At 69.5% G+C, this 24,291-nt stretch carries 19 protein-coding genes, 1 tRNA gene and 1 riboswitch; of the genes, 16 read left to right on the top strand and 4 right to left on the bottom strand.

Translation table 11 applies throughout. The annotated features are described in order from the left end of the window. Positions 1-41: 41 nt before the first annotated feature. On the top strand, positions 42-1,469 hold the full coding sequence (locus ACO0LU_RS15055; protein WP_424792168.1) for a glucose-6-phosphate dehydrogenase: 1,428 nt from the start codon (positions 42-44) through the stop codon (positions 1,467-1,469). Positions 1,470-1,481: 12 nt separating this feature from the next. Here the strand turns inward: ACO0LU_RS15055 and ACO0LU_RS15050 are convergent, their stop codons facing one another. Together ACO0LU_RS15050 and ACO0LU_RS15045 are read right to left on the bottom strand one after the other, a co-directional pair. Further along, positions 1,482-2,474 (bottom strand): transglutaminase family protein, encoded by a 993-nt coding sequence (locus tag ACO0LU_RS15050; RefSeq protein WP_424792167.1) that lies wholly within the window; start codon positions 2,472-2,474, stop codon positions 1,482-1,484. Continuing rightward, positions 2,471-5,077: a circularly permuted type 2 ATP-grasp protein gene (locus ACO0LU_RS15045; RefSeq protein WP_424792166.1), complete on the bottom strand. Its 2,607-nt coding sequence runs from the start codon at positions 5,075-5,077 to the stop codon at positions 2,471-2,473. The genes ACO0LU_RS15050 and ACO0LU_RS15045 overlap by 4 nt, the downstream gene beginning before the upstream one ends. A 150-nt stretch (positions 5,078-5,227) precedes the next feature. Between ACO0LU_RS15045 and ACO0LU_RS15040 the strand changes: the two genes are divergently transcribed. Both ACO0LU_RS15040 and pgi read left to right on the top strand, forming a co-directional pair. After that, positions 5,228-5,947 carry a M50 family metallopeptidase gene (locus ACO0LU_RS15040; protein ID WP_424792165.1) on the top strand — a complete coding sequence of 240 codons (720 nt, stop codon included), beginning with the start codon at positions 5,228-5,230 and terminating at the stop codon, positions 5,945-5,947. 152 nt (positions 5,948-6,099) lie between these two features. Then, positions 6,100-7,782 (top strand): glucose-6-phosphate isomerase, encoded by a 1,683-nt coding sequence (gene pgi, locus ACO0LU_RS15035; protein WP_424792164.1) that lies wholly within the window; start codon positions 6,100-6,102, stop codon positions 7,780-7,782. 26 nt (positions 7,783-7,808) lie between these two features. Here pgi and ACO0LU_RS15030 read toward each other — a convergent pair whose 3' ends face one another. Beyond that, positions 7,809-9,497, bottom strand: a complete 1,689-nt coding sequence (locus ACO0LU_RS15030; protein WP_424792163.1) for a potassium channel family protein — start codon at positions 9,495-9,497, stop codon at positions 7,809-7,811. Positions 9,498-9,704: 207 nt separating this feature from the next. On the opposite strand from ACO0LU_RS15030, the gene ACO0LU_RS15025 reads away from it, so the two are divergent. The 9 genes from ACO0LU_RS15025 (at position 9,705) to mnhG (ending at position 18,087) form a co-directional block, all read left to right on the top strand. Beyond that, positions 9,705-9,778 (top strand) — tRNA-Gly (locus tag ACO0LU_RS15025). A 71-nt stretch (positions 9,779-9,849) separates the two neighbouring features. Further along, complete coding sequence (gene dcd / locus ACO0LU_RS15020) at positions 9,850-10,431, top strand: dCTP deaminase (RefSeq protein WP_424788717.1); 582 nt, start codon at positions 9,850-9,852, stop codon at positions 10,429-10,431. Between the two features lie 2 nt (positions 10,432-10,433). Next, the gene (locus ACO0LU_RS15015) at positions 10,434-11,480 is read left to right on the top strand and encodes a hypothetical protein (protein ID WP_424792162.1); all 1,047 of its coding nucleotides are present in this window, start codon (positions 10,434-10,436) and stop codon (positions 11,478-11,480) included. Between the two features lie 228 nt (positions 11,481-11,708). Further along, positions 11,709-14,711, top strand: a complete 3,003-nt coding sequence (locus ACO0LU_RS15010; RefSeq protein ID WP_424792161.1) for a Na+/H+ antiporter subunit A — start codon at positions 11,709-11,711, stop codon at positions 14,709-14,711. Continuing rightward, positions 14,708-15,229, top strand: coding sequence for a Na(+)/H(+) antiporter subunit C (locus ACO0LU_RS15005; protein ID WP_424792160.1), 522 nt, complete (start codon positions 14,708-14,710; stop codon positions 15,227-15,229). The genes ACO0LU_RS15010 and ACO0LU_RS15005 overlap by 4 nt, the downstream gene beginning before the upstream one ends. Then, a complete protein-coding gene (locus ACO0LU_RS15000) occupies positions 15,226-16,767 on the top strand; it encodes a Na+/H+ antiporter subunit D (RefSeq protein WP_424792159.1) in 1,542 nt (513 codons plus the stop codon). The genes ACO0LU_RS15005 and ACO0LU_RS15000 overlap by 4 nt, the downstream gene beginning before the upstream one ends. Next, positions 16,764-17,369 (top strand): Na+/H+ antiporter subunit E, encoded by a 606-nt coding sequence (locus ACO0LU_RS14995; RefSeq protein WP_424792158.1) that lies wholly within the window; start codon positions 16,764-16,766, stop codon positions 17,367-17,369. Before ACO0LU_RS15000 ends, ACO0LU_RS14995 begins: the two co-directional genes overlap by 4 nt. Continuing rightward, complete coding sequence (locus ACO0LU_RS14990; RefSeq protein WP_424792157.1) at positions 17,366-17,716, top strand: monovalent cation/H+ antiporter complex subunit F; 351 nt, start codon at positions 17,366-17,368, stop codon at positions 17,714-17,716. Before ACO0LU_RS14995 ends, ACO0LU_RS14990 begins: the two co-directional genes overlap by 4 nt. Beyond that, positions 17,713-18,087 (top strand): monovalent cation/H(+) antiporter subunit G, encoded by a 375-nt coding sequence (gene mnhG, locus ACO0LU_RS14985; protein WP_424792156.1) that lies wholly within the window; start codon positions 17,713-17,715, stop codon positions 18,085-18,087. The genes ACO0LU_RS14990 and mnhG overlap by 4 nt, the downstream gene beginning before the upstream one ends. A gap of 18 nt (positions 18,088-18,105) precedes the next feature. On the opposite strand, the gene ACO0LU_RS14980 is transcribed toward mnhG, so the two are convergent. Then, positions 18,106-18,348, bottom strand: coding sequence for a DUF4235 domain-containing protein (locus ACO0LU_RS14980; protein ID WP_424792155.1), 243 nt, complete (start codon positions 18,346-18,348; stop codon positions 18,106-18,108). A gap of 92 nt (positions 18,349-18,440) precedes the next feature. Next, positions 18,441-18,556: riboswitch (TPP riboswitch) on the top strand. Positions 18,557-18,603: 47 nt separating this feature from the next. Here ACO0LU_RS14980 and ACO0LU_RS14975 point away from each other — a divergent pair. From ACO0LU_RS14975 to ACO0LU_RS14960, 4 genes are all read left to right on the top strand, one after another. After that, positions 18,604-19,737 carry a thiamine ABC transporter substrate-binding protein gene (locus tag ACO0LU_RS14975; protein ID WP_424792154.1) on the top strand — a complete coding sequence of 378 codons (1,134 nt, stop codon included), beginning with the start codon at positions 18,604-18,606 and terminating at the stop codon, positions 19,735-19,737. Positions 19,738-20,005: 268 nt separating this feature from the next. After that, a complete protein-coding gene (locus tag ACO0LU_RS14970; RefSeq protein WP_424792153.1) occupies positions 20,006-21,784 on the top strand; it encodes an ABC transporter permease in 1,779 nt (592 codons plus the stop codon). Continuing rightward, positions 21,785-22,825: an ABC transporter ATP-binding protein gene (locus ACO0LU_RS14965; RefSeq protein WP_424792152.1), complete on the top strand. Its 1,041-nt coding sequence runs from the start codon at positions 21,785-21,787 to the stop codon at positions 22,823-22,825. It abuts the gene before it with no gap. 189 nt (positions 22,826-23,014) lie between these two features. Beyond that, positions 23,015-24,271, top strand: a complete 1,257-nt coding sequence (locus ACO0LU_RS14960) for an ABC transporter substrate-binding protein (RefSeq protein WP_424792151.1) — start codon at positions 23,015-23,017, stop codon at positions 24,269-24,271. Positions 24,272-24,291: the final 20 nt, after the last annotated feature.

Here is a 24,291-nt window from a genome sequence, read left to right as displayed (position 1 = left end):
CACCATCGATCGGGTGCGGGCGGTGATGCGGAGGTGGCGCAATGACCGAGGTCGAAGCCGGCTCGGAGGCACAGGTGCGCACCCTGCTGGTGCTCGGTGCCAGTGGCGACCTGGCCGGCCGGCTCCTGCTGCCGGGCGTGGGGCGCCTGCTCGCCGGCGGCGCGGCGCCGGACCTGAACCTCGTCGGAGCGGGTGCGGAGGACTGGGATGACACCCGGTGGCGGACCCGGCTGCGCGAGGCGTTCGCGGCCACGCCCAGTATTGAGGTCGCGTCCTGGGAGGAGATGGCCGCGCCCACCCTGTCCGATCCCGGTGCGGCAACCCTGCGCCGGCTGGAGCGCGAGTCGGTCTACGTGCGCGCCGACGCCGCCAGCCCCGATGACCTGCGGCGCGCCCTGCAGGTATGCACCGGCCCGGTGGCCATCTACTTCGCACTCCCCCCGGCGGTGACCGAGCAGGCCTGCCGGGCGCTGGGTGCGATCGGCGTGCCCGAGGGCACCCGGTTGATCATGGAGAAGCCGTTCGGGTCCGACGCGGCGTCGGCCCGGTCGCTGAATGAGACCGTGCGCGCCCTCGTGCCGGAGGAGCAGATCCACCGGGTCGATCACTTCCTGGGCAAGTCCACCGTGCTGAACATCCTGGGATTCCGGTTCGCCAACCGGATCTTCGAACCGCTGTGGAGCGCGGCGCATATCGACGCGGTGGACATCGTCTACGACGAGGACCTGGCCCTGGAGGACCGGGCCCGCTACTACGACTCCGCCGGTGCGCTGCGGGACATGATCCAGAGCCACTTGCTGCAGGTGCTGGCGCTGATCGCGATGGACCCGCCCGCCACGATGGGCGAACGCGACGTGCGCGACCGGATCGCCGAGGTGCTGCGTGCCACCAGGGCGGCAGACCCGTCCCGGCACAGCGTGCGAGCGCGCTACGGCGTCGGGCGGATCGGGGAGCGGGAGGTGATCGCCTACGCCGATGAACCCGGCGTGGATTCCGGGGCCGGCACCGAGACCCTGGCCGAGGTCACCTGCTTCATCGACAACTGGCGCTGGAAGGCAGTGCCGTTCCGGCTCCGGTCCGGCAAGGCGCTGGGGCGGCCCCGCAAGGAGGCACTGATCACCTTCAAACCGGTCCCGCATCTGCCCACCGGTTTGCTCGGGACCTCCCAGCCGGCGCGGTTGCGGCTCGGCCTGGGCCCGGAGTGCCTCGATCTGGAACTGGACGTCAACGGCTCCGGTGACCCGTGGGAACTGGACCGGGTGGTGATGTCCACCGCCTTTGCCAGAGGGGAGTTGCCCGCCTACGGGGAGGTGCTCTCCGGAGTTCTGGAGGGGGACCCCCTGCTGTCGGTACGTGGTGACGTGGTGGAGCAGTGCTGGCGGGTGGTGGAGCCGGTGCTGGCTGCCTGGGCCGCGGGCACGGTGCCGCTACGGACCTACCCCGCCGGAAGCGCGGGCCCCGCCCGATGACCACCGGCTGAATCAACCATCCCCGCCCAGCTCCTGGCGAACCTGGGCCACGGTCGCCTCCACCTGATCGGCCTCGATCGGCCACAGGTCCACCGCCACCTCCAGGGTGGAGCCGGACCCCTCGGTGAACACGATCCCCCGTAGCGGGGAGACGTCCCCGTAGTCACGGCCCCAGCCGAGTTGGACGTAGCGGCTGTCGATGAACTGGTCATTGGTCGGGTCGATGTGCAACCACCCGCCGCCGGGGAGCCACAGCGCGGCCCAGGCGTGGGAGGCGTCCACGCCCCGCAGTTTCGGCCGGCCCGGGGGTGGTTGGGTCTCGATGTACCCCGAGACGTACCGGGCCGCCAGCCCCATCGAGCGCGCGCACCCGATGAGCAGGTGGGCGAAGTGCTGGCAGACCCCCACGCGCCGCTTGAGTACCTCCGAGAGCCGGGTGTCCACCCGGGTGGCCCCGGAGACGAAGTCGAAGTCGGTGAAGATCCGGTTGCTCAGGTCCGCCACCACATCCACCATGGGGCGCCCCGGGACGAAGGAGGGGGCGGCGTAGGCCCGCACCTCCTCGATCACGTCGATCATCGGGGAGGCGGCGCGCGCCTCGGCGATGGCCAGCGCGGTGGTGGCTCCCCCCACACTCGAGTGTTCACCGGTGCGGCACACCGCGTCGACGGCGCGGCCGACCTCCTCCCATGCCACCGCGGGCAGGGCGTCGGGTTCGACCCGGCGCCGTTTGGTGGTGACCACCGAGCGGGCGGTGACCTCCAGGCGCCGGTGCGGCCGGGTCACGTGGAAGTAGGTGGAGCGGTTCCCGGCGAAGTCGTGGTGCTGCCCGCTGTGGTCGGCGCCGGGATCCACGCTCAGCCCGGCGATGTGCACCTGCTGGCCGGATCCGGTCCGGGGCAGCAGGGTCGCCCGCCCGTAGGAGGAGGTGACGTCGGCCGGGTAGGTGTAGGTGGTGGCGTGGGTGAGCCGGTAGTGGCGCACGGACGTCTCGGATGTGCTCATCGCGCGCCACCCCCGTTCCCCCAGGCCCAGACCGGGGGCTCGGTGGCCTCGTCGGCAGCGGGTACCCGGATGCCCACCGCGTCCAGCCACTGGCTGGGCACCGGGTGGATGAAGTGCACCCGGGCGATCTCGTTGGCCAGTTCGGCCAGCCGCCAGTGCAACGACTCCAGGAAGCCCGCCAGGTGGGCGCGGTGGCCGTCGTCGTCGGGGTCGGCCAGCACCGTCGTCTCCGCCTCGGCGAGCAGGTCACGCAGATCCGCCAACAACTGGTCCCTGGAACTGGCGTCCCGCACCGGGGTGGGCACCTGCCCGAGCAGCGTGCTGATCGCCTCCACCTGGTAGGCCAGTGCCCGCGGATTGCGCCGGTCCAGCAGCACCAGATCCAGGAAGGTGTCCACCCGGGCGTGCCGTTGGAAGCGGCGCCGGTAGGTGATGGCGGACTCGTGCGCGATCAACAGCGCCTCCAGCACCCCGGCCTCCACCGCGGGGGGCTGCTGGTGCGGCAGGCATGCCCGCAGCGTCATCACCAGGTGCTGGGCGCGTTCGATCCGGCGCCCGATCTCCATCAGCGACCATCCCACGTCCCGCATCATCGACTCGGCGCTGATCCCGGCCAGCGCCAGCATCCCCTCGGTGACCCGGGTGACGGCCCGGGTCAGGTCCACTGCCCCACCCTCTCGTTGCTGGGCGCGGGCCCGATCCAGCGCGCGGTTCACCGTGGCCAGCGCCTGCCAGGTGTCGGAGGAGAGTTGGTCGCGCACCGCCATGGCGGCGCGCAGGATGCGGTCCACGGCGAAGGCCACCGAGCCCGGTCCCTCCCCGATGAGGACCTGCAGCGGGGTGCCGCCGGCGGTCGTCTCGGCGAGGACGCGTTCCAGCACGCCCAGGTAGCGCCCGCCCGGGGAGTTCGGGCTGGTGTGGTGGTCGGCCCAGAGGTCTACGACCACCTGCAGCAGGCGGACCGTGGCCTCGGCCCGTTCGCCGTAGCGGCCGAACCAGAACAGGTTCTCGGCGGCTCCTGCGGAGATGGTCTCGGGCCCTCCCGGGCCGGCCCCCTCCGGTGCCGCACCTGCTGCACCCACCGGTGCGTCGTCGTCGGCCCTGCCCGGCTCCCAGGGCTCCAGGACCGGTTGCGGTTCGGTGGACAGCACCCACAGGTCCTTGGCGATGGCACCGGCTGCCGCGCCGCCCGCGGCTGCGTCGTTGGCGAAGGCGCTGGGAACGTCGGAGGCACGGGTCTGCGGGCCGCTTACCTGCGCGAGCCCGCCGGACATCACCTGGTAGCCACCGGGCCGGGACAGCGCGAAGGTGCGCAGCGTGGTGGGCCGGGCCACCAGCGCATCGGCTCCGGCGGTGGGGGTCGTGGAGGCTGCGACCGGCTCCTGGCCCACCCACTGGCGCGGCTGGGCGGCGATCACCGCGGACAGGCTCGCGCGTGCGTCGGCGTCCAGTTCCCAGCCGTGGATCGGTGGGGCACCCGGGGCGGTGTGCCGGATCACCAGGCTGCCCAGGTTGGCGATCACATGGGAGCACATGGCCCGATCCCCGCACCAGTACGTCTCGGTGGAGGGCAGCGCCAGGTCCTCGTCGCGCAGCGCCCGGCACAGTTGCGGCAGGTAGGCCAGCAGGGCCGGATTCTCCAGCACCCCGCTACCCAGGGTGTTCACCACGGTCAGGTTGCCCTCCCGCGCCGTCTGCACCAGGCCGGCAGCACCGAGACGGGAGTCGCCGCGAAGGTCCAGCGGGTCGCAGTACTCCGCGTCCACCCGGCGCAGCAGGACGTCCACCGGTTCGGCGCCGTGGAGGGAACGCATCCACAACCGACCCCCGTGCACCTCCAAGTCCTCACCCTGCACCAACGCCAGCCCCAGCATCGAGGCCAGATACCCCTGGTCGAAGGCGGTCTCGGAGTACGGCCCGGGCGTGAGCATCGCGATGCGTGGGGAATCACCAGCCGACGGCGGAGCCACCTCCCGAAGCGCGGTGGCCAGGGCGTGGAAGAACGGGCCGATCCGCCGGATCCGGGCCTGGCGGTACAACCCGGCCATCACCTGGGCCACCGCCCGCCGGTCGGCCATCGCGAAGCCCAGCCCGGAGGGGGCCTGGGTGCGGTCGGCCAGCACCCGCCAGCCGCCGTCGTCCTCCCTGGCCACATCGGCGGCGTGCAGGAACAACTGGCGCGGGCCCGGGATGGTGATCCCGTCCACGGCGCGCAGGAATCCGGGATGGGGCAGCACCAGGTCGGCCGGGATGAGGCCCTCGGTGATCAGCCGGCGGGGTCCGTAGACGTCGGTGAGGATCTCATCGAGCAGTTCGGCGCGCTGGCCCAGTGCGGTCTCCACCACGGCCCACTCCACCTCATCGAGGATCACTGGGAACGGATCGAGATCCCAGGGCGCCTCCTCGGTGTCGCTGCCGTGGCGGACCCACTGGTCGGACAGCATGGTGGCGATCTCCGCCCGGGCGTCCTCGATCTGGTGCCAGGCGTGCAGATCCGCAAGATCGGCCATCTGATCCCAGGCGGCCCGGGCCGTGCCGGTGGCGTGCACCATCTCATCCCGGCCCGGGCCGGGCGCGCCATAGGAATCGAGCAGGTCACTCACTCGCTCGCGCCTCTCCTCCCGTGGGTGCCCGAACGCCCCCGGGGGACGCACGCGCGATGCAGCGCACATCGTATGTCAATCGTTGCGTGGGCGCAGGCCGGTGCAGTAGGTCTGCGCGGCCCCGCCGATGGGCGCGGTTAGGGTGACTGCGTGAATGTCCCGTCCTGGTCCCAGATCTCCGAGCGCATCGTCCCGGTTCCGGCGAGCCAGGCCGGTCAGGTCGAACCCGAGCACCTGCTGATCAGCGCGGGTATCGCCCTGGCGTTGGTTGCCGTGGGTCCGCTGTGGCGGATCGTCCGGTTGGCGGTGACGCTGGTGCACGAACTCGGGCATGCTCTGGTGGGCCTGGCGACCGGGCGCACGTTCACAGGTTTCGTGCTCCGGGCGGACATGTCCGGGCACGCCGTAACCAGGGGTAAACCGCGCGGTGCCGCCCTGGTGGCGACCACCTGGGCCGGCTATCCGGCTCCGGCGATCCTGGGCGCGGTGCTGGTGTGGACCGCCACGCGGGGGCTGGGGCCACCGGTGCTGACGGCGGTGCTGGTGATCCTGCTGATCTCCTGGGTCCGGGTTCGATCGGTGCTGACCGCGCTGGTGATGCTGGCCGTCAGCGCCGGGGCACTGTGGCTGTGGTGGGCGGGGTCGGTGGTGTTGCAGATGCAGGTGCTGGTGGCCACCGGACTGCTGCTGCTGATCGGGGCTTGGCGGCACCTGGGTTCGGTCTGGCGGGGCCGGGATCGCGGCTCGGATCCGGCGGTACTGGCGCGCCTGACGCCGCTACCTCGGGTGGTGTGGTTGCTGACGTTCGCGCTGGTGCTGGCCGCGGCCACCGCACTGGTGGTGACCGAGGCCCAGCGGCTACTGCTGTGAGCCCAGCCCGAGCGCACCGGTCACGCCCGGCCGGAAGTAGTCCGGGCCCTTGAGCACCCGCCTGCGCCGAAGTTGCGAGGTCACGGCGGGAGCGCCGCAGCCGCCTGGGTAATACGGTGAGGGCAGGTATCAGTTTTCGAAGGAGCTCCACCGTGAATACCCCGATCGATGTCACCGCCACCGACGCCTGGCGTTCCCTGCAGGCCGACGCCGAGTCGTTCGAGCCGGACCTGCGCGGCTGGTTCGCCCGGGACCCCGGCCGCGCCGAACGCTACAGCCACACCGTGGGGGACCTCTATGTGGACCTGTCCAAGAACCTCATCACCGACGAGACCCTCAGGCTGCTGACCAAGGTCGCCGAAGAGGTCGACCTGCCCGGGCGGATCGCCGCGATGTTCGCCGGGGAGCGCATCAACGCCACGGAGAACCGGGCCGTGCTGCACACCGCGTTGCGCCGGCCCAGGGATCAGTGTCCGGCGCTGGTCGTGGACGGCCAGGACATCGACGCCGACGTGCACGAGGTGCTGGAGCGGATGTATACCTTCGCCGACCAGGTGCGCTCGGGGGAGTGGACCGGGGTGAGCGGCAAGCGCGTACGTACCGTGGTCAACATCGGCATCGGTGGTTCCGACCTGGGCCCGGTGATGGCCTACGAGGCGTTGCGGTCCTACGTGGCCGAGGACCTCGAGGTGCGATTCATCTCCAACATCGACCCCGCCGACATCGCCGCCACCCTGGCCGGCGTGGACCCCGAGACCACCCTGTTCATCGTGGCCTCCAAGACCTTCGGCACGGTCGAGACCCTCACCAACGCCCGGATGGCCCGCACCTGGTTGTGGGAGCAGCTCGCCCGGCGCGGGGTGATCGGGACCGGGAAGGCCGAGCGTACCGACGCCGTCGCCCGCCACTTCGTGGCGGTCTCCACCGCCCTGGAACGGGTGGCCGACTTCGGCATCGACACCGACAACACGTTCGGCTTCTGGGACTGGGTGGGCGGGCGCTACTCGGTGCCCTCGGCCGTCGGGTTGTCGTTGGTGATCGCGATCGGGCCACAGCGGTTCACCGAGTTCCTCGGCGGCCTCCACGCCGTGGACGAGCACTTCCGCAGCACCGAGATCGCGCACAACGTGCCCGCCCTGATGGGGTTGCTGAACGTCTGGTACGTCAACTTCCTGGGCGCCCACACCCACGCGGTGCTGCCCTATGCCCAGGACCTGCACCGCTTCCCGGCCTACCTGCAGCAACTGACGATGGAGTCCAACGGCAAGGGGGTGCGGTGGGACGGCTCACCCGTGCCCACCGACACCGGTGAGGTGTTCTGGGGTGAGCCGGGCACCAACGGCCAGCACGCCTTCTACCAACTCCTCCATCAGGGCACCCGGTTGATCCCCGCCGACTTCATCGCCGTGGCCAACCCCGCCGACCCCCGCAAGGACGGGCCCGTGGATGTGCACAGCCTGTTCCTGGCAAACTTCTTCGCCCAGACCCGTGCGCTGGCCTTCGGCAAGACCGCCGATGAGGTGCGCGCCGAAGGCACCGACGAGGCGGTGGTGCCCGCCCGCACCTTCCCAGGGAACCGGCCCACCACCTCGATCATGGCTCCGGCGCTGACCCCGTCGGTGCTGGGTCAGTTGATCGCACTGTACGAGCACATCACCTTCACCCAGGGCATCGTCTGGGGCATCGACTCCTTCGACCAGTGGGGGGTGGAGCTGGGTAAGGAGCTGGCCAGCCAGATCGCGCCGGCCGTCACCGGGGATGAGGAGGCGCTCGCGGCCCAGGACGCCTCCACCCAGGCGCTGATCCGGTACTACCGGGACGCCCGGCGCGGGTGATCGAGGTTTCCGTGGGTGGGGCGGGCTCAGCGGTGGTGCAGGTACTTCGCGCGGAATCGCTTCTCGGCGTGCCGATCACCGAGCAGGAGCAACTGGTGCCCCTCGGTGGTGGGGATCCGCTCGGTGTCCTGCAGTAGTGTCCCGTCCGCCTCGGCCACGGCCACGATCTGGCAGCCGGTCTGGTGGTACACCTCCGGGTTCCGGACCGGCAGCCGGGCCAGGGCCGCCGGACGGGGAACCAGGAACAGCTCATTGCCCTCGGCGATCACCATGCGATGCGGCAACTTCGCGCGGTTCCACAATTCAGTTGCTCCGGTGGTGGCGTAGGAGAGCACTCCATCGGCACCGGCCCGGTAGAGGGTGGCAACGTTCTGTTCATGGGTGGCTCGTGAGACCACCTGGATCCCTTCGCGCAGCCGGCGGCAATACAGGGAGAGGTAGACGTTCAGGTCATCGTCGTGGGTGGTGACCAGCACCGCCGGTGCTGCGTCGAACCCCGCAGACCGCAGCACCTCCAAGTCTGCGGCGTCACCCTCGACGCACCGGGTGATCGATCCGGCCCGCCCCGGCACCTGCTCGACGATCGTGGCGGCCAGACCGGTGTCGGTGAGTGCGCGGGCGGCTGCCCGGCCCACGCGACCGCCACCGATGATCAGCACCGGCTCGTCGTGGGTCTGTGCGACCTGGAACTGCGCGTCGTACTGCCTGAGTTGCTCGGCTGTGCCGGCCAGTATCAGCACGGTGTCTTCCGTGATCACCTGATTAGCGTCCAGCGGTCGTAGCCTGCCCTTCCGCATGACCGCCAGGATCATGCAGCGCACCGCGGTGCGTGCTTCGAGCAAGGACCTTCCGACCAGGTCGGTGTGCCGGGCCGCGGCCTCGGCGATGATGGTCCGACCGAACGCACCGATGCGATGGGTGCGTCCCGTGGTGCCCAGCACCCTTTCGGCCATCGCCGCGCCCAACTGCTTGGCGAGTTCCAGGACGTGGTCGGCCCCGGCCAGTTCCAGCACGTCCACCGAGGCGGCCTTGTCCGCGGTCACCGCAATGGTCACGTCCTTGGCGACCTGGCGCACGGTGAAGACCACGTTGGTGCTCGTGGTGTCCGGAAGCATCGAGACCACCATCTTCGCCCGCTCCACACCGGCCTTACGGTAGGTCTCGACCGAGTCCAATGGCCCCACCACGACGTGGTAACCGCGATCGTGCAGCAGCCCGGCCCGTTTGGGGTCGTCCACCACCAGGACGCTGGGGACACGGGAGCGTTTCGCGCGCGCGACCAGCGTCTCGACCACGGTATCCGAGCCCACCAGGATCAGATGGTCACGGATCTGCGCCGGAGCGCGGCGGGGAGCCCGTGCCGCGTCGCGCTTGTCCAGCCACGGGGTCAGGACGTGCTGGATGACGAAGTACGGCAGTAGCACCAGGATGAATATTGCCCCGCTGAGCAGCACCACCATCGAGTAGAGCCTGCCGATGTCGGTGCTGAAGGTCACGTCCCCGTAGCCGAGTGTGGACATCGTGGTGATGGTCCAGTAGACCGCGGTGGCCCAGGAGTGGGATTGGCCCTCGGCGGACATGAGGACCTGGAACAGCGCGCTGAACCCGCCCACAAGCACCAGTGCGATGAGGAGGATCGCAGCGGCGAACTTGCGGCGTCGGCGGCGCGCGGCCGCGCGGGCACGCTGGGCACTGGTCTTACCGTTGTCGTTCATCGGTCCCCTTCAGGACGTCGTGATGTCGTCGCCGACCAGACTTCCCGGCACACCGCTGGTTGAGCGTAGAGCAGCCGGTCATGGATGACAATCGGGGGCGCGGCCGGCTCGTGTGGACGAGTCAGCGGCCAACCCGGTCGTGCCTGTGACCGGCCGGGGTGGGATTGCGGGTATATTGGACATGGTTGCAGTCCCGGTGCTGCGCTCGCGGGTGTAGTTCAATGGTAGAACTTCAGCTTCCCAAGCTGATAGCGCGGGTTCGATTCCCGTCACCCGCTCCATGTGGCCGCCAGGTCCTGGCCTGGCCGGCTCCCGGCCGCGTGCGGGCCGCCCGGAGCGGTACCGTGGCCCCGTGCTCCTCTCCGATCGTGATATCCGCGCCGAACTCGACGCCGGCCGCCTCGGCCTGGACCCGTTCGAGGCCTCGATGGTCCAGCCCTCCAGCGTCGACGTGCGCCTGGACCGGTTCTTCCGGTTGTTCGACAACCACAAGTACCGGGTGATCGACCCCGCCGCCGACCAGCCCGACCTGACCCGGCTCCTGGAGGCCGAGCCGGATGAGCCGTTCGTGCTGCACCCGGGGGAGTTCGTGCTCGGTTCCACCTACGAACTGATCACCGTGCCCGATGACATCGCCGCCCGGTTGGAGGGTAAGTCCAGTCTGGGCCGGTTGGGCCTGCTCACCCACTCCACAGCCGGCTTCATCGACCCGGGTTTCTCCGGTCACGTCACCCTGGAACTGTCCAACACCGCCACCCTGCCGATCCTGCTGTGGCCCGGGATGAAGATCGGCCAGCTCTGCTATTTCCGCCTCTCCAGCCCGGCCGAGCATCCCTACGGCTCGGGCGCCCAGGGCTCGCGCTACCAGGACCAGCGGGGCCCGACGGCATCGCGCTCCTACCTGAACTTCCACCGCACCCGGATCCAGCCGTGAGCATGTCCGCCCCCCAGCAGCACGGCGCGACCGCCCATGGCACCGACCGGGCCGCGCAGGATCCCGCCCGGGCTCACCTCGACCCCGATCTGGCCTGGGGCCATCACCTGCTCCTGGTGGGCCCCGGGATCGACCCGGGTGACGTGGAGGCACTGGCGCTGAGCCGCTTCCCCGGCGCCTCCCGCCGCGACGAGCACACCATCGACCTGATCCCCGGCGCCTGGCTGACCGGCCCGTGGCGCCTCGACGACGATTCCCGCGCCGCGCTGGAGGTGCCGGAGGAAGCCCAGGAGGCCTACCTGGCCCGCGCCCCGGTGCTCCGCGCCGGAGCGGTGCCGCAGGAACTGCGCGGCCTGGGCGGTCTCCTGGACGCCTTCGCCGAGGGCACCCCGGAGGGGGACGAGGCCGAAGTGGTCGAGTTTCTCTTCGCCGTCGCCCGCCGACTGGGTGGTGCGCTGCGTGCCGGGGGCTCCGGCATGGTGCTGGTGCCCGATCCCGCCTCGTTCGTGGACCTGATCGTGCACAGCGCGGTCTGGCTGGAACCCGAGGCACTGCAGGTGGTGCTCGGTGAGGTGCTTCCGGAATTGGAGATCCTTACCAGCACCGGTTTGGCCCCTCTGCCGATGCCCCCCACCGCCCCGGAGGAGTTGAGCGAGGCCGAACGCGCCGAGCGGTCCGAACTGCACGCCCGCGCCGATGCTTTCGACGCCGCGGCCCTGGCCGCCCAGCAGGTGCCCGAGAGTTACGGCGCCCTGTGGCACTTCGGGGACGACGGCGTGATCTCGGTGCAGGTCGAAGCCACCGACGTGGTGCCCCCGGTGTTGTTAGGGGTGGAGTGGGCCGGGCAGGGTCTGCTCAGTTACTACCTGCGTTGGTACCCGGTCGCGGTAGAGGCTGGTGAGGAGGAGCCGGCCGTCCCGGAGCACGTACGCGCCCTGATCGAGGACAGCGCGGCGGCGTTGCTGGCCGCCGTGGGTGGGGTAGTGGCCGACGATGACGGTTTCCTGGTGGACCTGGGACTGGAGGTGGACCCGAGCGAGAGCGACTGAGGGCGAACAGGGTGTGAGGCTGCCCACCGCGAGGGTGGGTCAGGGCCGGAAACTGGTCCCGGAGCCTGTGCCCGAGTCGGGGGTACCGGCGCGCGTTGATAACATGACCGGCGGATTGCACCGCCCGCATGCCCACATCTCCCCGGGGCGAAGACACGGCCATGCCCGGGGTTGATCCGTGCATGATGGGCACAACTTGACCACGCCCACCACCCCCGAGGAGCGGACGTGCTGCAGCTGCTGGCGCTACACCTGGTAGCGGCTCTGGCTGCTCCCACGCTGATGCGTGTGTTCGGCCGGCGCGGCTTCTTCGTGCTGGCACTGGTTCCCCTCTCGGTGGCGGTGTGGGCGCTGGCGCATACCCGTCAGATCCTCGACGGCAACCCGGTCCATGTCCGGGTCGAGTGGATTCCCAGCCTCGGCGCGAGCCTCGACTTCCGGGTGGATGGACTCACCTGGCTGATGCTCCTGCTGGTCGGGGGTATCGGCGCCATGGTGCTGTTCTACTGCGCCTGGTACTTCGCCAGTGGCGCCAAGTACCTGAATCGGTTCGCCGCCACCTTCGTGGCTTTCGCCGGGTCCATGCTGGGCCTGGTCGCCTCGGACAACACCTTGGTGTTGTTCGTGTTCTGGGAACTGACCACCATCACCTCCTACCTGCTGATCGGCCACTATTTCGAACGCAAGGGCTCGCGTCGCTCGGCGATGGAGGCCCTCGTGGTCACCGTCACCGGCGGCTTGGCGATGCTGGCCGGGTTCTTGATCCTCGGGGAGATGCCGGGGGGTTCCTACCGGTTCTCCGAACTGGTGGCCGACCCACCGGCCGGGTCCGCGATGCTGGGCGCGGCGCTGGTGCTGGTGCTGCTTGGTGCGTTGAGCAAGTCGGCGTTGGTGCCCTTCCACTTCTGGCTTCCCGGTGCGATGGCCGCGCCCACGCCGGTCAGCGCCTACTTGCACGCCGCCGCGATGGTCAAGGCCGGCGTGTACCTGGTGGCCCGCCTCGCGCCCGGCTTCGCCGAGAACCCCATCTGGTACTGGATCGTGCTGGTCAGCGGTTCGGTCACGATGCTGCTGGGCGGGTACCGGGCGATGCGCCAGCACGACCTGAAACTGCTGCTCGCATTCGGGACCGTCTCCCAGCTCGGGTTCCTGATCCTGCTGGTGGGGCAGCCGGACCGCGGGATCGCCCTGGCCGGGCTCGCCCTGATCGGCGCGCACGCGATGTTCAAGGCTGCGTTGTTCCTGACCGTGGGGGTGATCGACGCCGCCGCAGGCACCCGCGACCTGCGTGAACTCTCGGGTTTGGCCCGCAACCTCAGGGGCGCTTTCGTCCCGGGCCTGCTCGGAGTTGTCTCCATGGTCGGGTTGCCCCCAGCAGCCGGCTACGTGGGCAAGGAAGCGGTCCTGGAAGCCGTGACCGACGGGGGTGAGCCACGTCACTGGGTGTTAATGGCGGTGGTGGTGATCGGGTCGATCCTGACCTTCGCCTACGGCATGCGGTTCCTCTGGGGTGCTTACGCCCGTAAGCCCGGCGTGGCGGATACCGAACTGGAACCCGAGCACATCGGCCTGTTCATCGCGCCGAACCTACTCGCCGCGGCCGGCATCGTGGCCGGCCTGGTGCCGGCCCTGGGTGAGCACCTGCTCGCGCCCTACGCGCTGACATACCCGGTGGGCCAACCCGGTCACCTGACCCTATGGGCCGGCTTCGGAATCCCGCTGGCACTGACGGTGTTGATCGTCGTCCTCGGTTCGCTGCTGGCGCTGGGCCGCAGCGGCGTGGAACGAGTGCAGGAGCGCATCAGTCCGCCCGTCGATGCCGACCGCACCTACCGGGACTCGATGCGCCAGTTGGACCGGTTCTCCGCAGCCCTGACCCGCTACACCCAGAGTGGTGCGTTACCGGTGTACCTGGGCGTGATCCTGGTGACCACGCTGGTGCTGGTGACCGTGGCGCTGTTCGACGGGGATGTGCGCATCGGGGAATACCGGCTGTGGGACAGCCCGGTCTCCGGGGGCGCCGCCATCGTCATCGTGATCTCCTCCCTGCTGGTGGCCCGCGCCCGTCGACGGATCAAGGCTGTGGTGCTGATGGGGGTGGCCGGCTACGGCGTAGTGCTCCTCTTCGCCCTGCACGGCTCCCCGGATCTGGCGCTGACCCAAGCATTGGTGGAGACCGTCACCATCGTGGTGTTCCTGCTGGTGCTGCGACGCCTGCCGGCCTACTACTCCAACCGGCCCCTCGCCGCCAGCCGGTGGTGGCGGGTAGCGGTAGCGGTCCTGGCCGGGGCGCTGATGTCGTTCCTGGCGCTGGCCATCCCCGGCACCCGGGTGCATGAGGAAGTCTCCCAGCACTTCTTCGCCGAGGGATATCAGTTCGGCTGGGGCAACAACATCGTCAATGTCACGCTGGTCGATATCCGGGCCTGGGACACCATGGGTGAGATCGCGGTGCTGCTGGTGGCCGCAACCGGCGTGGCCTCCCTGGTCTTCTTGCGGATCCGGGACCGTGGCGTGGAGCGCATCCGGGACCGTGACCCCGACGGGGCCCCGGGATGGAGCGTGGGCCCGCGCCCCGACCCGGCGCTGCGCCGTCTCGGTGACCCCGGCATCCCGGCCACCGGGCGCCGCGACCAGCAGTGGCTCCCGGGTGGATCGGCCCTCGCACCCTACCGGCGCTCGGTGATCTTCGAGGTGATCACCCGGATGCTGTTCCACACCATGCTGGTGCTGGCGGTGTGGCTGCTCTTCGCCGGCCATAACGCTCCCGGTGGTGGTTTCATCGCAGGGATGGTCGCCGGTGTCGCACTGATCGTGCGCTATCTGGCCGGTGGGCGATACGAACTCGGTGAGGCACTGCCGGTGCTGCCGGGCACCCTGCTCGGCCTGGGCCTGCTCCTGGCCACCGGAACCGGGATCGCGCCGATCTTCTTCGGCGGGGAGGTGTTGCAGTCCCTCCGGCTCGATCTCAATCTGGGGATCCTCGGTGAGGTCCATCTGATGACCACCCTGTCCTTCGACATCGGCGTCTTCCTGATCGTGGTGGGCCTGGTGCTGGATATCCTGCGTTCGTTGGGTGCTGAGGTGGACCGGCACGGTGAGGCTGAGGGCCGAGCCGCGCCGGACGTGGCCCACGACTCCCCGCGTTCGACGGTTGAGGACACCGATATGCGTGCGGGTGCCACCCTGTCCGGGTCGGCACCGGAGTCACGGGCCGGGGAGGACTCATGATCGAGATCAGTCCCAGCCTGGCGCTCGTTCTGGCGGTCGGGGCGCAGTTCGGCGCCGGGGTGTACCTGCTGTTGGAACGTAGCCTGACCCGCGTGATCGTGGGCCTGTATCTGATCGGCAACGCGATCAACCTACTGTTCCTGCTCTCCGGGGGCGCCGCCGGGGGACCGCCGCTGATCGGGGCCGGGCCGGAGGAGGAGATGGCTGACCCCTTGCCCCAGGCGATGGTTCTGACCGCGATCGTGATCAACCTGGGCCTGACCGCCTTCGTGTTGGCCATGGCCTATCGGACGTGGCAGTTGCACGGTCATGACGAGGTCCAGGACGACTTGGAGGACCGGCGGATCGCGCGGCGGGCCGCGCGCGGTGAGTTCGACGCGCGTGATGACGACGTCGGGGCGAGCCTTGCCCGTGAGGCCGCCGAAGCGCGCGATGAGACCGAGGAGCACCCGGTCATCGCAGATCGCCCGGTGCCGATCGCCGATGCTGAGGAGCAGCGGAAGGGCGGGCCGGGATGAACTTGAGCTGGCTCGTGCCGTTGCCGGTGATCCTGCCGCTGTTCGCGGCCGGATTCGCCCTGGCCATGGCCAAGCGGCCGAAGGCCCAACTGGCCTCGGCGGTGACCGCCCTGACCGTGGTGCTGGGTATGGCCGTCGCGCTGATGGTGATCGCTCACCTGGAAGGCCCGCAGGTCGCCAACCTCGGTGGCTGGTCCGCGCCGGTGGGCATCGCCCTGGTGGCCGACAGGCTCTCGGCGTTGATGCTGGTGGTCTCGGCGGTGGTACTGCTCGGCGTGCTGTTGTACTCGATGGCCCAGGGGCTGGCCGACGGTGACGAGGGCGCTCCGGTGGCGATCTATCACCCGACGTACCTGGTGCTGGCGGCCGGGGTCTCCAACGCCTTTCTGTCCGGGGACCTGTTCAACCTGTTCGTCGGGTTCGAGATGCTCCTGGCCGCCAGTTTCGTGCTGCTCACCCTGGGCGGGACCGGGGCGCGGATGCGGGCGGGGTCGATCTACGTCGTCGTCTCGTTGCTGTCCTCAATGATGTTCCTCGCCGCGATCGCATTGACATACGCGGCCACCGGCACGTTGAGTTTCGCCCAGTTGAGCCTGCGGATACCCGAGATCGATCCGGGTGTGGCGTTGGTGCTGCAGATCCTGTTGCTGATCGCCTTCGGGATCAAGGCCGCCGTCTTCCCGCTCTCGGCTTGGCTGCCTGATTCCTATCCCACCGCCCCGGCCCCGGTCACCGCTGTGTTCGCGGGGCTGCTCACCAAAGTGGGTGTCTACGCGATCATCCGCACCCAGACGCTGCTGTTCACCGACGGCAGGATGGACACCGTGCTCATGGTCGCGGCCATCGTGACCATGATCGTGGGAATCCTGGGCGCGGTGGCTCAGGACGACATCAAACGTCTGCTCTCCTTCACGTTGGTCAGCCACATCGGGTACATGATTTTCGGGATCTCCCTGGCCACCCAGCTGGGGCTGTCCGGGTCGATCTTCTACGTCGTCCATCACATCACTGTGCAGACGGCGTTGTTCCTGGTGGCGGGCTTGATCGAACGGCGCGGCGGCACCACGTCCCTGGAGAGGCTCGGCTCGCTCACCAAGGCTGCCCCGGCATTGGCGGTATTGTTCTTCGTCCCGGCGATGAACCTGGGCGGCATCCCCCCGATGTCAGGCTTCCTGGGAAAGTTGGGTCTGATGCAGGCCGGTGTCCAGCACCAGACCCCCCTGGCATACGTCGCGGTCGGGGCCGGCCTGGTCGCCTCGCTGTTGACCCTCTACGCCATTATCAAGGCGTGGAACAAGGCCTTCTGGCAGGAGGCACCCAAGCCGCTGCCGGACACCACCGTGCCGCGCGGGATGTTCCTCCCGGCTGCGGCGATCGCTGCCGTCGGGGTGGCGTTGGCGGTGATCGCCGGGCCACTGTACGCCTACACCGACGCAGCCTCGCGGGACTTGCGTGCGCAGACAGCCTACGTATCCTCGGTCCTTCCCGACGGTGAACGCGGCGAGGGCGTGTCCGATGAGGTGGTGGAGGAAGAATGACCGCCCCGACCACCACGACGGCGCCAGGCCGGAGCCTGGCCTCCTGGTTCCACCGGTGGCCGATGCTGCTGTGGATGACGGCCCTGTGGGTGCTGTTGTGGGGCGATCTGACCCTGGCGAACGTTCTCGCCGGCGTCGCGATCGCGGCGATCCTGCTGATCGTGGCCCCGATGCCGGCGGTGGGATACGCCGGACGGCCAAGTTTCTTCGGTCTGGTCCACCTGGTCGGGCGGTTCATATTCGACGTTCTGCACGCCTCGGTCCAGGTTTCATGGCTGGCGTTGCATCCCCGCAAGGCTCCCCAGGGTGGTGTGGTCCGGATCCGGTTGCGGTCGGCATCGGACCTGATCCTGACTCTGACCGGCGTGTTCACCTCCCTGGTTCCCGGTTCGATCATTGTGGAGGCGCATCGACTCACCGGAACTCTGTACGTGCACGTGCTGGATCTGGGCATGACCGACGGTGCCGACGGGATGCGCAAAATGGTGCTGGCCCAGGAACGCCGGTTGCTCTATGCCTTGGCCAACCAGGAGGATCTGGCCAAGGCCGGACTACCCCGGCGGCGTTGGTGGGGCGGCGGTCGAGGGGAGGTCGATCAGTGAGCCCGGTGGTGATGTGGATCGCCGGGACGATTCTCCTGGTGGCGGTACTGGTGGCGCTGCGCCGGATGGAGGTCGGCCCGAGCATGCTGGACCGGATTGCCGCGCTCGACGTGGTGGTTGCCGCATTGATCGGGGCCAGCGCGCTGTGGTCGGCCGGCACCGGGCGGGTGGACCTGGTCCCGTTGCTCACGGTCATGGCGATCGTCGGATTCGTGGCCGCAGTGGCCCTGTCCAGGTTCGCGGCCAGCGAGCCCGAGGACGAGGGCAGGATCCTCACCCACGAGGAACTGGCGCAGGTCGAGAGAGCGCGGCTGGCCCGGATGGACGAACAGGAGCCTGAAGGATGAGCTGGGACCTGCTCCGCGAGGTGATGGCCTCGGCGTTCTTCCTCACCGGGACGTTCCTGACCCTGGTGGCCGCCATAGGCGTGAACCGCTTCCCGGATCTGTTATCCCGCATGCACGCGGCCACCAAGCCGCAGGTCCTGGGCATCATTCTGATGATGAACGGCCTCGCCCTGTCACTGGCGTCCTGGCAGGTGGGCTGGAAGGTGCTTCCGGTGATCGTGTTCCAACTCGCTACCGCGCCGGTGGCCGCGCACATGGTGGGCCGGGCGGGCTACCGCACCGACAGGGTCCGGTTCGACCTGCTCGGGGTGGACGAACTTACCGAGGATCTGGAGTCGGTACGTGCCGAGAACGGGGACTCCCAGGCCTGACCTGCTGTGCGACCGCCCTCAGCGAGCGACGTCGCCGCTCGACATCCACTTGTGGGCGCCACGGCTGGCGTAGGCGCGGACCAACGCCACCAGCGCGCTGGAGATCGCCGCGAAGAGCACGATCTCAGCGATGGGCATGCTTCCGTCCTTGTCGTCGGTTGGTGGCTCATGACCGGTGACGCTCTTCCAGGCGGTGCCGAGCACCTTGTTCGCGACGAGGCCGGCGACGATGGTGGCAACGGCGGTGACGACTCGCTCCATGGCAGATCTCCTTTACGACGACTGCACCCAGCGTAGCCGTCCACGATCCTCGCGCACCCGTCGGCCGCACCGGCCGACGGGGTGTAGCCTCGTGGGTGCGACAGGGGAGCGTCGACCGAGTCAGGTGCGGCGCTGAGAGTGCGGCCACCCGCAGACCCTCGAACCTGCTCCGGTTAGCACCGGCGAAGGGAGTCGAGCATCTCTCCCGTGGCGTCGCGCCGCGGACCCCTTCTCACATCACGCTGAGGAGGAAGAATGAATCACCACACCATGTCTCACCGCAGACCTGTACGGATCGGACATCTTGCCGCGTTCACCGCTCTGGCACTGGCCGTGGCCGCCTGCACGGTGGGCACCGGGAACGACAACCCCGACACCACCCCTGACGACGACGCGGACACCACCGCAGTAGAGGAGGGCGAGGCCACCGGAGCCGGAGGCACGGTCCAGGTGGTCACGCACGACTCGTTCCACGTCTCGGAGGACCTGATCAGCCAGTTCGAGTCGGACTCCGGCTACACGCTGTCCTTCAGCGCACCCGGTGACGGTGGAGCCCTGGTGAACCAGTTGATCCTGACCAAGGACGCGCCCCTGGGCGACGTCGCCTACGGCATCGACAACTCCTTCGCCTCCCGCGGTATCGCCGAGAACGTCTTCAGCCCCTACACCTCCGCTGCACTGCCCCCGGCCGCCGAGGACTACCTGATCGACGGCGGAAACGAACTCACTCCGATCGACGTGGGCGATGTGTGCCTGAACATCGACACCGCCTGGTACGCCGAGGCCGGTATCGCCGAGCCGTCCGACCTGGCCGACCTGACCGGGCCTGACTACGCCGACCACGTGGTGGTGACCAACCCGGCCACCTCCTCACCCGGCCTGGCGTTCCTGCTGGCCACGGTCGCCGAGTTCGGGGACGGGTGGACGCAGTACTGGCAGGACCTGGCCGACAACGGCCTGCTCGTCGTCGACTCCTGGTCCACCGCCTACTCCGAGGAGTTCTCCGGCTCGGTCGGACAGGGCCCGCGCCCGGTGGCGTTGTCCTACTCCACCTCGCCGGCCTTCGAGGTCGGACCGGACGGGGAGGACCCGACGACGACGGCGATGCTCGCCTCCTGCTTCCGGCAGGTTGAGTACGCCGGGGTGCTGGCCGGGGCGGACAACCCCGAGGGCGCCGAGGCGTTCATCGACTTCCTGCTCAGCGACGCCGTCCAGGCTGACATTCCCGGACAGATGTACATGTACCCGGTCAACCACGACCTGGAACTCCCGCAGGAGTGGACTCAATGGGCCCCCCTCGCCGAGGAACCGTTGACCGTGGACCCGGCGGAGATCGACGAGAACCGTCAGGACTGGATCCAGGCTTGGACCGACATCGTGATCGGCTGAGGATGGGAGCCAGCACCGCCCGGTCCAGCCCGACCCGGCCCAATCCGACTCGGCCCAATCCGGCCCGGCGCAATCTGACCCGGCCCAATCCGGCCCGGCGCAGCCCGGTACGGCACGGCCCGGCACGCCCCGGCTCGGCCCGGCCCGATCCGGTAGGGCCCGGCCGGGTCCGGGTCTGCGTGGCTCGGCGTTGCGCTGCCGTCCGGGTGGGTCTGCGCACTGCGTCACCCGGTCGGCCGCGGGCCGCCGAGTAGGAGGGGTCCTGGGGATGGCACGGTGGTTGCGAGGCGGGGTGTGGGTGCTCGCGGCCGCCGTGCCGCTGGTGTTCCTGGCCATCTTCTTCGCCTGGCCGGTGACCACCCTGGTGTTGCGTGGTTTCGTGCCGGACGGTTCGTGGGACCTCAGCGGCTTCACCGAGGTGTTCGCCCGCCCGCGCACCTGGCGGATCCTCTTCCTCACGATCGCGCTGGGGGTGCTCGGCACCGTCTTCTCGGTGGTGCTCGGCGTCCCCGGTGCCTATGTGCTGTACCGGCGCACCTTCCGCGGCCAACGGATCCTGAGGGCGCTGATCACGATCCCGTTCGTGCTGCCCACCGTGGTGGTGGGGGTGGCGTTCCGGGCGCTGCTGGCCGCTGACGGCCCGCTCGGGTTCCTCGGCCTGGACCGCACCTTCACCGCGATCGTGCTGGCGCTGGTGTTCTTCAACTACGCGATCGTGGTGCGCACCGTGGGCGGCTTCTGGGAGCGTCTGGACCCGCGCACCGAGCAGAGCGCCCGGGCCCTGGGCGCTTCCCCGGCGCGCGCCTTCTGGTCTGTGACATTGCCGGCGCTCACCCCGGCGATCACCTCCGCCGCCTCGGTGGTGTTCCTGTTCTGCTCCACCGCGTTCGGAGTGGTGCTGGTGCTGGGCGGGATCCGGTTCGGCACCATCGAGACCGAGATCTGGATCCAGACCACCCAGTTCCTCGACCTGCGCACCGCCGCGGTGCTCTCGGTACTGCAACTATCGGTGGTGACCGCCGCGCTCATCACCTTCTCCCGTGCCCGGGCTCGGCGGGAGGCGGCCCTGAAACTACACGGCGCCCAGCACCAGGCACGCCGGCTGCGGCTGTGGCAGCCCGTGCCGCATCGTCGAGAGCGAGGGTTATGGGCGAAGTCGAGTGTCCGCACCGTCGGTCTCGGCCATACGGCTCGAAGTCGAGGCCGGCTTGCCGCCCGCTGGGGCCGCCCGGGGCCTGATCTTCCGGCGGCCGCGGTGACCGCCGTGGTGATCGTGGGCCTGCTCGCGCTACCCCTGGCCACGCTGGTGGTGCGCTCGCTGCGCACGCCGTCGGGCGCGTGGGGGCTGGACAACTATGTGGCCCTGGGCAGCACCGGCGGGCCGAACGCGCTCACCGTGACGGTATGGGACGCGGCCGCGAACTCCCTGCGTGTGGCTGTGGATGCCACCGTGATCGCGGTGGTGGTGGGCGCACTGGTGGCGCTGGTGGTCTCTCGCCGGCCGCGCAACGTGCACGTCCGACGTACGGTCTGGGGACTGGACACCCTCTTCATGCTCCCCTTGGGGGTGTCGGCGGTGACGGTGGGTTTCGGGTTCCTGATCACGTTGAACCGGCCGCCGCTGGACCTGCGCACGTCGATGATCCTGATTCCGATCGCCCAGGCGGTGGTAGCGATCCCGCTCGTGGTGCGCACGGTCCTGCCGGTCCTGCGGGCGATCGACCCGCGCCAGCGCGAGAGCGCCGCGGTGCTGGGCGCCTCTCCGGGCCGGGTGCTTGCCCACGTCGACGGGCCCTTCCTGGTGCGATCGCTCGGGCTGGCGATCGGATTCGCCTTCGCCGTCTCCCTCGGGGAGTTCGGCGCCACCGCCTTCCTGGCCCGCCCCGACGCACCCACCCTGCCGGTGGTCATCTTCCGGCTGATCGGGCGCCCCGGTGCGGAGAACTACGGGATGGCCCTGGCCGCGTCGGTCCTGCTGGCGTTGCTGACCGCCACCATCATGGGAGTGGCCGAACGGTTGCGGTCGGAACGGACGGGTGAGTTCTAGATGTCCTTGACCATCGATGACGCCGTGGTCCGCTACGGCGTCCGGGAACCGCGGACGACGGCGGTGGACCGGGTGAGCCTGCAGGTGGCGCCGGGGGAGGTGGTCGCCCTGCTGGGGCCCTCCGGCTGTGGCAAGTCCTCGCTGTTGCGTGGGGTGGCCGGCCTGGAGCCACTCGATCGCGGCCGGGTGTGCTGGGAGGGGGCGGACCTGAGTGACGTGCCGGTGCATCGGCGCGGGTTCGGGTTGATGTTCCAGGACGGACAGCTCTTCGCCCACCGGGACGTGGCCGGCAACATCGCCTTCGGCCTGCAGATGGAGCGGATGCCGCGGACGCAACGGGCGCAGCGGGTACGCGAACTCCTCGACCTGGTCGGCCTACCGGGTTACCAGGACCGGGCGGTGGCGAGCCTGTCCGGCGGGCAGGCCCAGCGGGTGTCGTTGGCCCGCTCCCTGGCCCCGAAGCCCCGGTTGCTGCTGCTCGATGAACCGCTCTCGGCGCTGGACCGGGCGCTGCGGGAACGGCTCGCCGCGGACCTGCACCACATCCTCCGCCGGGCCGGCACGACCGCCCTGTACGTCACGCACGACCACGACGAGGCGTTCACCGTGGCCGACCGGGTGGCGGTGATGATGGAGGGGCGGATCGTGCAGGTCGGTACCCCCGAGGAGTTGTGGGCGGCTCCGGCCGATGCGCAGGTCGCGGAGTTCCTCGGGTACCGGCTCGTCACCGGAGCCGACGGCGCCAGGTTCGGTCTCTCGCCCCAGGCGCTGCGCCTGGAGCCGGTCGAGAACGGGGAGACTGCGGAGGAGACCGGCGGCACCGGTACCAGGTCCGGGCCAGGGCCGAGCCTGCGCGATGCCGACGATGTCCGCCTCCGCGGCGAGGTGGTCAGCGTGGGTTTTGCCCGCGGTCGCACCACCGCCGTGGTGCAGATACCTGACTGGGGCCTGCAGCGGGCCGTCGCCGAGGGCATCGTGCCCCTCGAACCGGGGGTGCTCGTCACCGTGCGGGTGGACGCCGGCGGCATCATCCGGTTCTGAGTAGGCGGCCGATGCCACGCCCGCGCCGCCAGCGATCGAGCCGGCCGGGACCGCGAATCGAGCAGAATCGTCTCAATCACGTCACAGGTTGGTCTCATCGCACGGAATAGCCCCATGTGCTCCACGTCACTGTGTCACCATGATGCACTCGGGTGCGAGGGTCGCGCCCTGACACGTTCGGGAGAAACAATGAAGCGCTCCACGAAGAGGGCACTCGCACCGGTTGCGGCCGTGCTGCTGCTGGCCGCGGCCTGTAACGGGAATGGAAACGGGGACGCCGGCAACGGCGATGGGGCCGATGTCGAACCGCTGCAGTTCGGCTACGTACTACCCGAGACCGGGCCGTTGGCGTTCCTCGGACCGCCGCAGATCGCCGCGACCGGGTTCGCGATCCAGGAGATCAACGACGCCGGCGGCGTCCTCGGCACGGAACTGCCCGATGCGATCGCCGGTGACGAGGGCGGGGACCAGGCCATCGCCAGCCAGTCCGCGGACCGCGTGCTCGCCGACGGTGCGCACGCGATCATCGGTGCCGCGGCCTCGGGCATGTCCTTGGCGATCATCGACCGGATCACCAGCGACGAGGTGGTGCAGTGCTCCGGGTCGAACACCGCACCGACGTTCACCGACTACGACCACGGCGGCTTCTACATCCGGACCGCGCCCTCCGATGCCCTGCAGGGCCCGGTGCTGGCCGAGACGGTCATCAATGACGGCCACAGCGACGTGGTGATCGTGCACCTGGAGGATGACTACGGCGTCGGCCTGGCCAACGCTACCCAGGAAGCCTTGGAGGGCGGCGGCGCCAACGTCATCTCCAGCGAGGGTTTCGACGGCAACGCCACCGAGTTCACCGGTGTGGTGCAGTCGGTGGTCTCGGCCGATCCGGACGCCGTGGTGATCATCGCCTTCGAGCAGGGCGCCCAGATCGCCCAGGGCATCATCGAGGGCGGGCTGACCCCGCAGGATATCGGGTTCTACGGTGCCGACGGGATGCGCAGCAACGAGTTGCCGAACCTGGTGGACTCCAACGACCCGGGCATCCTGGACGGGATGAAGGGAACCGCCCCGGCTTCCTCGGAGGACGCCGACTTCCTGAACAACCTGCAGGAATTCGCCGACCTGGACGAGACCCAGTTCGCCCCACAGGTCTTCGACTGCGTCACGGTGATCGCGCTGGCCGCCGAGGCCGCCGGTTCGACCAACCCGGCTGACTTCCAGCCCCACCTGATCGACGTCACCCGCGACGGCACGGACTGCTCGTCCTTCGCCGAGTGCCGCGATCTACTCGCCGACGGTGAGGAGATCAACTACAACGGCGTCTCCGGTCCGCTGGACTTCACCGAATCCGGTGAGCCCGGCATTGCGTCGATCGAGGTCTACGGTTACGACTCCGAGGGCACCCTGTCCACCATCGAGGTGGTCGAGTCCGCTCCGGCGGAGTAACAGACCGGTACCGCCTGGCC

Origin of the sequence: Pseudactinotalea sp. Z1748, assembly GCF_049725185.1 — a bacterium.
In the GTDB taxonomy this organism is placed as follows: domain Bacteria; phylum Actinomycetota; class Actinomycetes; order Actinomycetales; family Beutenbergiaceae; genus CALKWS01.
The sequence above is the reverse complement of the archived record's forward strand: the minus strand, read 5'-3'. Positions and strand labels throughout refer to the sequence as shown.

Excerpts from the sequence above, each read along its gene's own strand:
- ACO0LU_RS14995 (WP_424792158.1), top strand. The coding sequence starts at position 16,764 with ATGACCGCCCCGACCACCACGACGGCGCCAGGCCGGAGCCTGGCCTCC.
- ACO0LU_RS14965 (WP_424792152.1), top strand. The coding sequence starts at position 21,785 with ATGTCCTTGACCATCGATGACGCCGTGGTCCGCTACGGCGTCCGGGAA.
- mnhG (WP_424792156.1), top strand. The coding sequence starts at position 17,713 with ATGAGCTGGGACCTGCTCCGCGAGGTGATGGCCTCGGCGTTCTTCCTC.
- ACO0LU_RS15005 (WP_424792160.1), top strand. The coding sequence starts at position 14,708 with ATGATCGAGATCAGTCCCAGCCTGGCGCTCGTTCTGGCGGTCGGGGCG.
- ACO0LU_RS14960 (WP_424792151.1), top strand. The coding sequence starts at position 23,015 with ATGAAGCGCTCCACGAAGAGGGCACTCGCACCGGTTGCGGCCGTGCTG.
- ACO0LU_RS14975 (WP_424792154.1), top strand. The coding sequence starts at position 18,604 with ATGAATCACCACACCATGTCTCACCGCAGACCTGTACGGATCGGACAT.
- ACO0LU_RS14970 (WP_424792153.1), top strand. The coding sequence starts at position 20,006 with ATGGCACGGTGGTTGCGAGGCGGGGTGTGGGTGCTCGCGGCCGCCGTG.
- ACO0LU_RS15055 (WP_424792168.1), top strand. The coding sequence starts at position 42 with ATGACCGAGGTCGAAGCCGGCTCGGAGGCACAGGTGCGCACCCTGCTG.
- ACO0LU_RS15000 (WP_424792159.1), top strand. The coding sequence starts at position 15,226 with ATGAACTTGAGCTGGCTCGTGCCGTTGCCGGTGATCCTGCCGCTGTTC.
- ACO0LU_RS15015 (WP_424792162.1), top strand. The coding sequence starts at position 10,434 with ATGTCCGCCCCCCAGCAGCACGGCGCGACCGCCCATGGCACCGACCGG.
- ACO0LU_RS14980 (WP_424792155.1), bottom strand. The coding sequence starts at position 18,348 with ATGGAGCGAGTCGTCACCGCCGTTGCCACCATCGTCGCCGGCCTCGTC.
- ACO0LU_RS15030 (WP_424792163.1), bottom strand. The coding sequence starts at position 9,497 with ATGAACGACAACGGTAAGACCAGTGCCCAGCGTGCCCGCGCGGCCGCG.
- ACO0LU_RS15050 (WP_424792167.1), bottom strand. The coding sequence starts at position 2,474 with ATGAGCACATCCGAGACGTCCGTGCGCCACTACCGGCTCACCCACGCC.